Source organism: Bradyrhizobium sp. CFUWI (genome assembly GCF_056429085.1).
This window is the reverse complement of the sequence record NZ_JBWJZE010000001.1, coordinates 55237-68617: the sequence shown is the minus strand read 5'-3', so window position 1 is coordinate 68617 and position 13381 is coordinate 55237. Positions and strand designations below refer to the sequence as shown.

The following is a 13381-nucleotide window of genomic DNA, read 5'->3' as shown; positions in this document are numbered from 1 at the left end:
GGCGGTGCGCGGGCGCCTAAGACCTAGTGACAGGGCCGCCGCGAATCGGCAGGGATGTCGCGGTGGATGGATGACATTCGCGTTGGGGGCGTGCGTTTTGACTTTGAGAGATCACCGCTACAGGTATTTGCGGACGGCCGCGGCGATTGCCTCGGTCATGCTGGCTTTTCCTGTAACAGGCCATGCGGCCGATCTGCCGCTGAAGGCACGCGCGGCAAAGACCCTCTACGACTGGACCGGGTTCTATGTCGGCGGTCATTTCGGCTACGGCGACGCCAGCTTCGGACCCGGCACCAACCCACTGCCCTTGCAGGGCGTGGCCTTGCCGCACACCGCCACCGGCCTCACCGGCGGGTACCAGCTCGGCTACAATCGCCAGCTTGCGAACAATGTCGTTCTCGGCATCGAAGCGGACTCCACGTTTCCCGGCCCGCTCGATGTTCCCGCGCACCAGCGCGCCCCGGCTCCGTTCAACACCACGATCGATTATGTCGGCACCGTGCGCGGCCGCATCGGCTATGCCTTCGATCGCTTCATGCCCTTCGTCACCGGCGGTTTCGCCTGGGGGCACACCCATATCAATGTCAACGATGCCGACGGCGTCACCGAGCTGTTCCCGGTCGGCAAATATCATACCGGCTGGACCGCGGGACTCGGTCTCGAATTCGCCGTCAGCGGCAATTGGACCGCGAAGGCCGAGTACGACTACGTCGCGCTGTCGCGCCGAACCTACGATCTCGGCGAATTCGGTCTCGCCAACGTCAATGTCGAGCCGCGCGTTCACCTCTTCAAGCTCGGCCTCAACTACCATTTCGGCGATACGCCCTGGATGGCGCCGGTCAACGGCAAGACGAAGCTGCCGGAGTCCGGCGACTGGAACGTCCACGCCCAGACCACCGTGCTGCCGCAAGGCTATGGCCCGATCCACTCGCCCTATGCGAGCCCGCAGAGCCTTCCCGGCGGCGGCCAGTTTCAGGCGACCTGGACGACCACGGCTTTCCTGGGCGCGCGGCTGTGGGACGGCGGCGAGTTCTACTTCAATCCCGAACTGGCGCAGGGCTTCGGCATCAACGGCACGCTCGGCCTCGCCGGCTTCTCCAACGGCGAGGCGCAGAAGGCCGGCGCGCCGTTTCCGAGAATCCGCGCGCAACGCTATTATTTCAGGCAGACCTTTGGCCTCGGCGGCGAGCAGGAGGAAGTGCCTGACGCCCCGAACCAGCTCGCGGGCAAGCGTGACATCGACCGCGTCACGCTGATCGTCGGCCGCTTCGCCGTCGGCGATTTCTTCGACGGCAATTCCTACGCCAAGGATCCCCGCGCCGACTTCATGAACTGGGCGATGTGGTCGTCGGCCGCTTACGACTTCCCCGCGGATTTGCCCGGCTACACCCGCGGCGCCGTGGTCGAGCTCAATCGCAAGGATTGGGCGGTCCGCGCCGGCCTGTTCCAGGTCCCCGATGCGCCCAACAGCGACGTGCTGGTGTTCAAGACCGGCGGCGCCGTCGTCGAGTTCGAAGAGCGCCACTCGATCTTCGACCAACCCGGCAAGCTGCGGCTTGGCACGTTCTACAACAGCGGCAACACCGCCAATTACCGCGAGGTGGTCGCGATCGCCGCTGCCAACCCTGCGCTCGACATCAACGACATCACGATCGCCAACCAGCGCGACCGTTCGAAATACGGCTTCTACGTCAACCTCGAGCAGCAGATCGTCAAGGACGTCGGGCTGTTCGCGCGCGCAAGCTGGAATGACGGCCAGAACCAGATCCTGTCCTTCACCGACATCGACCGCAGCGTATCGGGCGGCCTGTCGATCAAGGGCAGCCATTGGGGGCGGCCGGACGATACGATCGGCATCGGCGGCGCCGTCAACGGGCTCTCCGACGCGCATCGCGATTTCCTCGCCGCCGGCGGCACCGGCCTGCTGATCGGCGACGGGCGGCTCAACTACAGTCCGGAACGCATCCTCGAAGCCTACTATGCCTGGAAGCTCAATTCCTGGACGACGATGACGTTCGATTACCAGTTCATCACGAACCCGGCCTATAACGCCGACCGCGGCCCGGTCTCGATCTTCTCGGGCCGCCTGCACGCCGAGTTCTAGCCCAGCACTTCAGCCCAACCTTCCAGAAGGGCAGGCCGCATGAAGCTCCAGGATTCTCGCAGCGCCGCCATCGGGCAGGCGCTGCGTCCCAATGTTTGGGACATCGCCGCGCTGATCCTGGTGGTCGGCGCCCTGGTGCTGATCGTCTATGGCGGCGAGCAGACCACGGCGCCGCTGTCGGAGCTCGAGCTGACGCCGGTATCGCTCGACCCGTCGAACCTGCCGCTTTACGCGCTGCGCACGACGTTGCGGATGCTGCTCGCGATCGTCTGCTCCACCATCTTCACCTTCGTCTATGCGGCGATCGCCGCCAAGAGCCGGCGCGCCGAGATGGTGTTGATCCCGCTGCTCGACATCCTGCAATCGGTGCCGATCCTGGGTTTTCTGACATTCACCGTCGTGTTCTTCATGAACCTGTTTCCGGGCCAGGTACTGGGCGCCGAGCTCGCGTCCGTGTTTGCGATCTTCACCAGCCAGGCCTGGAACATGACCTTCAGCATGTACCAGTCGATGCGCAACGTGCCGAAGGACCTCGAGGAGGCCACGCGCAGCTTCCACCTCTCCGGCTGGCAGCGCTTCTGGCGCCTCGACGTGCCCTTCGCGATGCCGGGCCTGATCTGGAACGCGATGATGTCGATGTCGGGCGGCTGGTTCTTCGTGGTGGCCTCGGAGGCGATCACCGTCGGCAACACCACGGTGACGCTGCCGGGTGTCGGCTCCTACGTCGCGCTGGCCATCCAGCAGCAGAACCTGTCCGCAATCCTCTTTGCCATCCTCGCCATGCTGCTCGTGATCATCGCCTATGATCAGCTGCTGTTTCGCCCGATCGTCGCCTGGGCGGACAAGTTCCGGTTCGAGCAAACCGCCTCCGGCGACGCGCCGACCTCCTGGATGCTCGACCTGTTCCGTCGCACCCGGGCGCTGCGCGCCCTCACGCGCCCCTTCGCGGCGGCGAACAGGATGGTCTCGAATTTGCGCGTCCCGCTGCCGACACTGTCTCCTGCGGGAAGCGGCAAGGGCCGTCCGTCCCGCCTCGTCGACACGCTGTGGATCGCCCTGGTCCTCGCCGGCACGGCCTATGCCGCCTGGCTGACCTATCGCTACCTCTCGGCCAGTCTCGGAATGTCCGACGTTCTCGTCGTCATCGGCAGCGGGCTCATCACGCTGTTGCGCGTGGTCGTGCTGATCAGCCTCGCCACGCTGATCTGGGTGCCCGTGGGCGTGTGGATCGGACTTCGTCCAAAGCTTGCCGAGCGTGTGCAGCCGCTTGCGCAGTTCTTCGCCGCGTTCCCGGCCAACCTCGCCTTTCCGGTCTTCGTCTCTCTCATCGTCCACTACGGGTTGAGCGCCAATGTCTGGCTGAGCCCGCTGATGATCCTGGGCACGCAGTGGTACATCCTGTTCAACGTGATCGCGGGTGCGAGCGCCTTTCCGGGCGATTTGCGCGAGGCCGCGAGCAGCTTCCATCTCGGCGGATGGCGCTGGTGGTTCAAGGTGATCCTGCCCGGCATTTTTCCCTATTACATCACCGGCGCGATCACGGCGTCCGGCGGCTCATGGAACGCGTCCATCGTCGCGGAGGTCGCCAGCTGGGGCGACACGCATCTGCAGGCCACCGGGCTGGGAGCCTATATCGCCACGGCGACGGAGGCCGGCGACTTTCCGCGGGTCGTGCTCGGCATCGCCGCGATGTGTATCATGGTGACGCTGTTCAATCGCCTGCTCTGGCGGCCACTCTATGCCTTCGGCGAGCGCCGCCTTCGCCTCGGCTGATGAGGAGGAATCCATGCTTGACCAGGTAGAGCCATCCGCCCTCATCGACATCCGGAACCTCTCCCGCTCGTTTCCGAAGGGCAGCGGCGAGCAGCTGCTGGTGCTGGACGGGGTCGACCTCACGATCCGATCGGGCGAGATCGTCGGCCTGCTCGGCCGCTCCGGATCCGGCAAGTCCACCTTGCTGCGGATCATCGCGGGCCTCGTCACGCCCTCCTCGGGCAGCGCGACCTGCCGCGGCGACACCATCGTCGGTCCGCCGAACGGGATCGCCATGGTATTTCAGTCGTTCGCGCTGTTTCCCTGGTTGACGGTGCTCCAGAACGTCGAGCTCGGACTGGAGGCACTCGGCATCGAGACCACCGTGCGGCGCAAGCGCGCGCTCGCCGCGATCGACCTGATCGGCCTCGACGGCTTCGAATCCGCCTACCCCAAGGAACTGTCGGGCGGCATGCGCCAGCGCGTCGGTTTTGCCCGTGCGCTGGTCGTCCATCCCGACCTCTTGCTGATGGACGAGCCATTCTCCGCACTCGACGTCCTCACCGCCGAGACGCTGCGCACAGATGTGATCGACCTCTGGACCGAAGGCCGGTTGCCGATCAAGTCGGTCCTGATGGTGACGCACAATATCGAGGAAGCGGTTCTGATGTGCGACCGCATCCTGGTGTTCTCGTCCAATCCGGGCCGCGTCGCCGCCGAGATCAAGGTCGACATGCCGCATCCGCGCAACCGGCTCGATCCCTATTTCCGGCAGCTCGTCGACAGCATCTACGCGCGCATGACCCAGCGCGCCGAGCCCAAAATGCCTTCCCATGAGGGGATCCCGGGCACCGGCGTCGGCATGACGTTGCACCACGTGTCGTCGAACGTATTGTCCGGACTGATCGAGGCCCTGGCGAGCCCACCCTATCACGGGCACGCCGACCTGCCCGTGCTCGCAAGCCAGCTCCAGTTCGAGGCCGACGAGATCCTGCATCTCGGCGAGTCCTTGCAGCTGCTGCGCTTCGCCCAGCTCAGCGAGGGCGATTTGATGCTCACCGATGCCGGCCGGCGCTTCGCCCATCTCGAGACCGACGCACGCAAGCGATTGTTCGCGGAGCATCTGGTTTCCTACGTGCCGGTCATCGGACTGATCCGCCGCGTGCTCGACGAACGTCCCTCGCACACGGCACCGGCCGCGCGTTTCCGCAACGAGCTCGAGGACTACATGTCCGAGGGCTATGCGGACGAGACGCTGAAGACGGTCGTGTCCTGGGGACGCTACGCCGAGCTGTTCGCCTATGACGAGCAGTCCGAGACGTTCAGCCTGGAGAATCCCGGCGAGGGTGTTTGACCCCGTCTACGCCGCCCGGATCGCGTCGAGGAACTTGCCGACCTCGACCTTGAGACGGCTGCTCTCGCCGGACAGCGATCTCGCCGACGCCAGCACGTTGGCGGACGCCGAGCCGGTCTGGCTTGCGCCGCGCTGCACGTCGACGATGCTGGCGGAGACCTGCTGGGTGCCGCGCGCGGCCTGCTGCACGTTGCGGGAAATCTCCCGCGTCGCCGCGCCCTGCTCCTCGACCGCCGAGGCGATCGCGGAGGCGATCTCCGACATGCGGGTGATGGTGTCGCCGATCGCCTTGATGGCGCCGACGGATTCCTCCGTCGCGGTCTGGATACCCGAGATCTGCTGGCTGATCTCGCCGGTGGCCTTGGCGGTCTGCTCGGCGAGCGCCTTGACCTCGGAGGCGACGACGGCGAAGCCGCGTCCGGCCTCGCCGGCGCGCGCCGCCTCGATGGTGGCGTTGAGGGCGAGAAGATTGGTCTGGCCCGCGATCTGGCTGATGAGCTCGACGACATCTCCGATCCGCCCTGCAGCCTTGGCAAGCTCGCCGACATGGTCGTTGGTCCGCCCCGCCTGCTGCACCGCCTCGCCGGCAATGCGCGCGGAATCCTGCACCTGGCGGCTGATCTCGTCGACCGACGAGGCCATCTCCTCGGCCGCCGCGGCAACGGTCTGCACGTTGGTGGAAGCCTGCTCGGAGGCGGCCGCAACAGTTGCGGTGACCTTCTCCGATTGGTCGGCGGTGCTCGTCAGCGTGCCCGCGGACACTTCCAGCTCGGACGAGGCCGACGACACCGTGTTGATGACGTCGCCGATCATGGCTTCGAACTCGCGCGCGATCTGGTCCATGCGCTGGCTGCGCCGCAGCTTCGCCTCGGCCTCGACCGCAGCGGCCTCGTCGGCGGCTTTCTTGGCGAGCAGCGAATCCTTGAAGTGCTGCAGCGAGCCCGCCACCCGGCCGATTTCGTCGTCGCGGCCGGTCGTGGGAATCTCGACCTCGTGCTGTCCGGCGGCGAGCGTTCCGATCACGTCCGCGATCCGGCCGAGCGGTGCCACCACGCGCTTGCGCAGCATCATGGTCACGCCACCGAGCGTTCCGAGCAAAGCCAGCACCGCGACGCCCGCCAGCGCGAGCATCGCCAGGGCGCCGTTGCGCGCAGCCGTGGCGCGCTCGGCCGCTTCGGCCAGCGCGGCGTCGCGCACGCCGTAGAACATCTGGATGGCAGGGACGATCACCTTCGCCAGCTCCTCGGCGTTGACGCCATACTTGCCGTCGCCGCGGGCCGCGGGCATCGCCTGCTCCACGATCGGGGCTGCTTTTCCGAAATAGGACTCCGTCGCCGCCTTCAGCGCGGTGGCGATCCGGGGCGGATTGCCGAGCTGCTGCATGCCGGCCTCGATGCGCTCGCGGTCGGCTTCGACACGTCCCTGCATGCGGTCCATCAACGAGATTTCGGCGGCCACCAGCGGACGGCGTGTGGACAGAGCCGGTGACAAGGTGGCGGCGCGGCTGCCGGCCGAGACACGCAGATCCTGCGCCGTTCGCGCCAGGCTCAAGAGCGCCGCAAGCGAGGAATCGGCGTTGACGACCTGCCCTTCGAGCTGGTTCATGACCGGCTCGATATTGCTGAGGACCTCGGCAACGGCTGGCAGGAAGCCCTTGACCACAGCGCTGTCGCGCGCCGCCAGGGGAACGCTCATCGCGCGATCTGCCGCCGTGTAGATATCCTTGAGCCGTCGGGCGGTGCGATCCAGAATGTCGATCATCGCTGCGCTGTCATCGAGCACCATGATGGCGCGCCTTGCCGCCTCGAATCCGGCATCGGCCGTTTTGGCGGCCTTCCCGGCAGCTTCGCTCTGGGCCGGCGTCGCAGCGGCTTCCTGGAAGAGCGGACCGATATAGGGCGCACGAAACCCGGCGATATGCTGGCTGACGGTCAACATCGCACCGAAGGCGTCGACCGTCTTGATCGCGTCGGAGCGGTTCGTGAAGATGCGCGTCTGGGGGATCAGCACCTCGGCGCCGAGGACGACCGCAAAGACCGTCACCGTCAGCATCGACAGCGCAAAAAGTTTCCCGATCCGCATCTTGGAGTTCCCCGAATATATTTCTGCAATGTCGAAAATCTAGCTGCCGGCCATGAAGGGGCGGTTAAGCATCAATCCGTAGTTCCGCGGAGTATCGGGTCGTCAAGGACGCTTCGGTAACGTTGTCGCGCACGGGTTCCGTCGGCCAGATGTGGCGAAATTGCCGGCATTTCCGCTCCGAATACCTATATCAAGGCAGGTGCCGCTGCTCTGGCCGCACTCCGTTACCTCGGAACCTGAATGCTCTCGGTCGAACTCGTCATCGTCGTCGTCCTGATCGTGATCAACGGCCTCCTGTCCATGTCCGAGCTGGCCGTGGTCTCGTCGCGTCCGGCGCGGCTGTCGCTGCTCGCGGCCAAGGGCGTGCGCGGAGCCGAGCGGGCGCTGACGCTGGCGGCCGATCCCGGCAAATTCCTCTCGACGGTGCAGATCGGCATCACGCTGGTCGGGGTGCTCTCCGGGGCATTCTCGGGCGCGACGCTCGGACAGCGGCTGACGCAATGGCTGCTCGAGCTCGGCCTGTCCCCCGGCCTTGCCGACATCGTCGGCGTCGGCCTCGTCGTCACGCTCATCACTTACGCCACCCTGATCGTCGGCGAGCTGGTGCCGAAACAGGTGGCGCTGCGCGACCCCGAAAGCATCGCGGTGAGGGTCGCGCCGGCCATGCACGTGCTCGCGAAGGTCTCGCTGCCGCTGGTCTTTCTGCTCGACGTCTCCGGCAAGCTGATCCTCACTTTGCTCGGCCGCGGCGGCAAGGCCGAGGAGAAGGTCTCCGAGGACGAGATCCATCATCTTGTCAGCGAGGCCGAGAGTGCAGGCGTGCTCGAGCCCGGCGAGAAGGAGATGATCGCCGGCGTGATGCGGCTCGGCGACCGGCCGGTCGGCGCGGTCATGACGCCGCGCACGGAGGTCGACGAGATCGACCTGAACGCCCCGCCTGAGGAGATTCGCGAGATCGTCGCCAGGAGCCCGCACTCGCGCTTTCCCGTCTCCGACGGCGACCGCGACAAGCCGATCGGCGTGCTCCAGGCCAAGGATCTGCTGGTCGCCTATATGAACGAACGCAACCCCGACCTGCGCGCGCTGGTGCGCGAGGCGCCCGGCATCCCGGCGTCGGCGGATGCGCGCGACGTGCTGACCATTCTGAGGACCGCTCCGGTTCATGTCGGTTTCGTCTACGACGAATACGGTGGCTTCGAGGGCATGGTGACGGCCACCGACATCCTCGAGTCGATCGTCGGCGCCTTCCATTCCGAAGCGGGACCGCCGGAGCCGGCCTATGTCAGGCGCGCGGACGATTCGTTCCTGATCTCCGGCTGGATGCCGGTCGACGAGTTCGGCGATTTGCTCGGCGTCGAATTGCCGCCGCACCGCTACAACACGGTGGCGGGCCTCGTGCTGCAACAATTCAACGCGCTGCCGAACACTGGCGATGCCTTCGACTTCGGCGGCTGGCACATCGAGGTGGTCGATCTCGACGGGCGGAGGATCGACAAGATCTTGGCGAGCCGGCTGAGCGAGGTCGAGACGGGGTAAATTGAGCCAAAGCGCGAACCTCAATCTCCGCTGTCGTCCCGGACAAGCGCGCTCGTCCGGGACGACACCGGAGATTGCGGCGCGCTCCGCACCCACTCACCCGAATCTCACGCCGATCCGCTTCTCCTTGCGCCAGACCACCCTGCAAGCGCGATGCGTTGCGTCCGCCGGAACGAACAGGGTGAAATGCTCGGGAATGCCGAGTGGGCTGGTGACGTCGAGCGCGGCGCCGGTGTCGGACAGGTTGCGGACGGTGCAATCGATCGCGCCGCCGCCGAACTCGATGGTTCCGGCTTTCAGCACGCGATGCCTTGCCTTGTTGCGCCGTTCGTCCATGGGCATAATTTACACCCAAAGTTGAACCAACCGTTAAAAGCCCGCTCCGCTCTCGCCTTGCGCAGGCCGGTAGCGCGGTGGGGCGCTGCCGCTACAGCGCCGGCTGGAACGTGTCCGCGCGTGCCATCCGCCAGGCGTCGCTGAAACGCGGGTCCGCGGTGCCTTCGAGCAGCTCGCCCGGACGCAGCGCCGGATAGAGCTGAGCAAAGGATCTCACCTGCGTCGTCGAAGTCCGTTGGCTGAAATGGATCGGGCGCAGCTGCTGCGGATGATCGAGGCCGGCGGCGGCGATCAGCTCGGTCAGCGAATGCAGCGTCGCGTGGTGATAATTGTGCACGCGGTCGATCTTGAGCGGCACATAGAGCGCGCGCGCGCGCGTCGGGTCCTGCGTTGCCACCCCGGTCGGACAGCGGTCGGTGTGGCAGCTCAGCGACTGGATGCAGCCGAGCGAGAACATGAAGCCGCGCGCCGAGTTGCAATAGTCGGCGCCGATCGCCATGGCGCGCGCCATGTCGAAGGCGGTGGCGATCTTGCCGGAGGCGCCGATCTTGATGCGGTCGCGCGCATTGATGCCGATCAGCGCGTTGTGAACGAAATTGACGCCCTCGCGCATCGGCGTGCCCAAGTGATCCATGAATTCCAGCGGCGCCGCACCGGTGCCGCCTTCATTGCCGTCGACGACGATGAAATCCGGATAGATGCCGGTCTCGAGCATCGCCTTGCAGATCGCCAGGAATTCCCAGGGATGGCCGATGCAGAGCTTGAAGCCGGCCGGCTTGCCGCCCGAGAGGCGGCGCATCTCGGCGATGAACTGCATCATGCCGGCCGGGGTGGAGAACGCGCGGTGCGAGGCCGGCGAGATGCAGTCCTCGCCCATCGCGACGCCGCGGATCTTGGAGATCTCCTCCGAGACCTTTGCCGCCGGCAGCACGCCGCCATGGCCGGGCTTGGCGCCCTGGCTGACCTTGAGCTCGACCATCTTGATCTGGTCGTCGCAGGCGACGCGCGCGAACGCTTCGGGATCGAAGCTGCCGTCGAGATGACGGCAGCCGAAATAGCCGGAGCCGATCTCCCAGATGATGTCGCCGCCCATCTCGCGATGGTAGGGGCTGACGCCGCCCTCGCCGGTGTCGTGCGCGAAGCCGCCCTTCTTCGCGCCGGCATTGAGCGCCCGCACCGCGTTGGGGCTGAGCGCGCCGAAGCTCATCGCGGAGATGTTGAACACCGAGGCCGAATAGGGCTTGGTGCAATCGGGACCGCCGACGGTGATGCGGAATTTCTCCGGCGCATGCGTCTTCGGCGCGACCGAGTGGTGCATCCACTCGTAGCCCTCGCGGTAGACGTCCTCCTGGGTGCCGAACGGACGCTTGTCGAGCTCCATCTTGGCGCGCTGATAGACCACCGCGCGGGTGTCGCGCGAGAACGGCATGCCGTCCTTCTCGCTCTCGAAGAAATATTGCCGCATCTCGGGGCGGATCTCTTCGAGCAGAAAGCGGATATGCGCCGAGATAGGGTAGTTGCGCAGCACCGCGTGGCTCTTCTGCAGGAGATCGCGGACGCCGAGCAGCGTCAGCGCGCCGAAGATCAGGATCGGCACCAGCAGGATGTCGAAGATCTTGCTGTCGACGATGCCGATACCGATCAGGAGCGCGGTGACGACCGCGCAGATCGTCAGCACGATGAAGCGGGGCGAGAAGGGCAGCAGCAGGGTTTCCATGATCCCCTCTTCCGCCAGCGGCAGGCGTTTGGGGGATTGCTGCGTCTTGTTGTCGTCGGCCACGATTCCCATCCTCTCGCCAGCATGAGGCGGTACGATACGCCTTCGCCTGTCATACGGATATGACGTGGCCCTTGTTTCAAGGCTAGCGAATTCGGCCGAGACAAATCAATCAGCCGGACGGATAGATTTTGCAGTGCAGCAGAGCCTGCCGAATTGAGCAGCCCCAACGGCCGCGAACCAGCTGTGTCCCGGGCAAGCGCCAGCGCGGACCCCGGGAGCCAGAATGCAACAGCACATGCTATGGTGAAATGGGCCCCGGCTCTGCAGCGCATCGCACCGGACGATGCTTCGCATCGCCGGGGGCGCTGCACTGCGTCCGGGGCACGAGAGCGTGGCTCGAGCTTACCGCTCGACGAACGCCTTCTCGATGACGAAATGGCCGGGCTTGTTGCCGCTGCCTTCGATGAAGTCGCGGCTCTCGAACATCACCTTCAGCTCTTCCAGCATCGCCGGGCTGCCGCACATCATGATGCGGTCGGTTGCGATGTCGAGCGGGCCCTGCCCGATGTCGTTGAAGATCTGCTCGGAGCTGATGAGGTCGGTGATGCGGCCGCGGTTCTTGAACGGCTCGCGGGTCACGGTCGGATAGTACACGAGCTTGTCTGCGAGCAGCTCGCCGAACAGCTCGTCCTCGCGCAAGGTCGCGACCAGCTTCTCGCCATAGGCGAGTTCGGAGACCTGGCGGCAGCCGTGCACCAGCACGATGGACTCGAACCGCTCATAGACCTCGGGGTCCTTGATCAGGCTCGCGAACGGCGCGAGGCCCGTGCCGGTCGAGAGCAGCATCAGCCGCTTGCCGGGAAGGAGGTTGTCGGTGATCAGCGTGCCGGTCGCCTTGCGGCCGACCAGGATGGTGTCGCCTTCCTTGATCTTCTGCAGGCGCGAGGTCAGCGGGCCGTCCTGGACCTTGATCGAGAAGAACTCGAGCTCTTCCTCGTGGTTGGCGCTGGCCATGCTGTAGGCGCGCAGCAGCGGACGGCCGTCGACTTCGAGGCCGATCATGGCGAACTGGCCGTTCTGGAAGCGGAAGCCGGTATCGCGCGTGGCGCGGAAGCTGAACAGCGTGTCGGTCCAGTGCTGGACGGAAAGAACCTTCTCTCGGTAAAACGCGCTCATGATTTTCGATATTCCGAATAATTGCGGTTTTCGGGCAACAGCGTCGCCCTGCCCCTGAAAACGGGGCGGACACCATTGCCATGGCGGAGGATTTCGCGTGTGTGATCTACGCCATTGAGACCAATAATCAACCTCGTTTCGGCTGCAATTGATGCCGATCAAACCGGCATTTGCGGCGGAATTGGACGCATCATTAACGAATCTGCTGCCTCTGCTGCACAGAGGGCAATTTCTTTTCCCTGCAGGGCTCGATTGCAGCACTTAATTTCCGTCGCGCTCGCGAGAATTTCATTAAGAATAGCTCTGATTTCCCACGCGATTGGCGCTTTTGCCCGCGTTTTTGCGGTCTTCGGCGACAGGAACGAGGAGAGACATGACAGGCGACGAGCGAATCTTCGTTCAGGCAATCAGGCGCTATTGCGCGGACCACGGCATCGCCGTCGATGTCCGCGCCGACGGCTGGCTGATCGCGATGCGCCGGGGCCAGATGCGCCGTTTCGCCTTCGGCTACGACATCGGCCTCAACAGCGCGATCGCGCACCGTCTCGCCAACGACAAATCGGCCACCGCCGAGGTGCTGACGCTGGAGCGCGTGCCCTGCGTTCCGCATCACCTCTTCCTCAATCCGAAGCTGGGAAGGAACGTGGTCGGCGCCGGCTGGCGAGAGGCCATGCTCGAGCTGCTCGGCAACAATCCGCAGGGCGTTGTCGTGAAGCCGAACGAGGGAACATCGGGCCGCTCGGTATTCAAGGTGACGACCGAGGCGGACCTCGACCGCGCGGCCAGCGAGATCTTCTCGATGAGCACGGGCCTCGTGATCTCGCCCTATGTCGCGATCGAGGACGAGGTGCGGGTGGTGCTGCTGGATGATTTGCCGCGCGTCGCCTACAGCAAGCAGCGTGGCGCGGATTGGCGGCATAATCTCGACGCCGGCGCAAAACCGGTGCTGCTGGAGGATGGCGATGTCCGCACCGCCTGCGTCAAGCTCGCGATCGACGCCGCGCGCGCCATCGGCATTGTCTTTGCCTCGATCGACGTGGTTCGTGTCGACGGCACGTGGCGCGTGCTCGAGATCAATTCCGGCGTGATGATGGAGGCGCTGGCGAAGCTGCATCCGGAGCTGGTGCAGGCGACGTATGACGCGGCGCTGGACCGGGTGTTCGACGAATCGCGCCACGAACGCTGAGCCATCACCGTCATCCTGAGGTGGCCGCTTCTTCAGCGGCCCTCGAAGGACGACGGCCCAACTGGCACCTCGGCCGTTCATCCTTCGAGGCTTGCTCAGCGGTGCGCTTGCACCGCCGAGCGCGCGCCTCAGGAT

General features: G+C 65.4%; 9 protein-coding genes. 5 read left to right on the top strand and 4 right to left on the bottom strand.

The window, feature by feature from the left end:
• Nucleotides 1–157: 157 nt before the first annotated feature.
• From AC066S_RS00330 to AC066S_RS00320, 3 genes are read left to right on the top strand one after another with little or no spacing between them, the layout of a single operon-like run.
• A complete protein-coding gene (locus AC066S_RS00330; RefSeq protein WP_478268655.1) occupies nt 158–2104 on the top strand; it encodes a carbohydrate porin in 1947 nt (648 codons plus the stop codon).
• A gap of 39 nt (nt 2105–2143) precedes the next feature.
• The gene (locus AC066S_RS00325; RefSeq protein ID WP_478268654.1) at nt 2144–3877 is read left to right on the top strand and encodes an ABC transporter permease; all 1734 of its coding nucleotides are present in this window, start codon (nt 2144–2146) and stop codon (nt 3875–3877) included.
• A gap of 13 nt (nt 3878–3890) precedes the next feature.
• Nucleotides 3891–5210 carry an ABC transporter ATP-binding protein gene (locus AC066S_RS00320; RefSeq protein WP_478268653.1) on the top strand — a complete coding sequence of 440 codons (1320 nt, stop codon included), beginning with the start codon at nt 3891–3893 and terminating at the stop codon, nt 5208–5210.
• 6 nt (nt 5211–5216) lie between these two features.
• Here the strand turns inward: AC066S_RS00320 and AC066S_RS00315 are convergent, their stop codons facing one another.
• The gene (locus tag AC066S_RS00315) at nt 5217–7292 is read right to left on the bottom strand and encodes a methyl-accepting chemotaxis protein (RefSeq protein ID WP_478268652.1); all 2076 of its coding nucleotides are present in this window, start codon (nt 7290–7292) and stop codon (nt 5217–5219) included.
• Nucleotides 7293–7532: 240 nt separating this feature from the next.
• Between AC066S_RS00315 and AC066S_RS00310 the strand changes: the two genes are divergently transcribed.
• On the top strand, nt 7533–8828 hold the full coding sequence (locus tag AC066S_RS00310; protein ID WP_126261011.1) for a hemolysin family protein: 1296 nt from the start codon (nt 7533–7535) through the stop codon (nt 8826–8828).
• Between the two features lie 96 nt (nt 8829–8924).
• Here AC066S_RS00310 and AC066S_RS00305 read toward each other — a convergent pair whose 3' ends face one another.
• The 3 genes from AC066S_RS00305 to AC066S_RS00295 all read right to left on the bottom strand — a co-directional run bounded on the left by AC066S_RS00305 (nt 8925) and on the right by AC066S_RS00295 (nt 12060).
• Entirely contained in the window at nt 8925–9164 is a 240-nt protein-coding gene (locus tag AC066S_RS00305) for a PilZ domain-containing protein (protein WP_126261099.1), read from the bottom strand.
• A 91-nt stretch (nt 9165–9255) separates the two neighbouring features.
• Complete coding sequence (locus AC066S_RS00300; protein WP_205680543.1) at nt 9256–10953, bottom strand: FMN-binding glutamate synthase family protein; 1698 nt, start codon at nt 10951–10953, stop codon at nt 9256–9258.
• 333 nt (nt 10954–11286) lie between these two features.
• The gene (locus AC066S_RS00295) at nt 11287–12060 is read right to left on the bottom strand and encodes a ferredoxin--NADP reductase (protein ID WP_478268651.1); all 774 of its coding nucleotides are present in this window, start codon (nt 12058–12060) and stop codon (nt 11287–11289) included.
• A 373-nt stretch (nt 12061–12433) separates the two neighbouring features.
• On the opposite strand from AC066S_RS00295, the gene AC066S_RS00290 reads away from it, so the two are divergent.
• Nucleotides 12434–13246, top strand: a complete 813-nt coding sequence (locus tag AC066S_RS00290) for an ATP-grasp domain-containing protein (protein ID WP_478268650.1) — start codon at nt 12434–12436, stop codon at nt 13244–13246.
• The last annotated feature ends 135 nt before the right edge of the window (nt 13247–13381 follow it).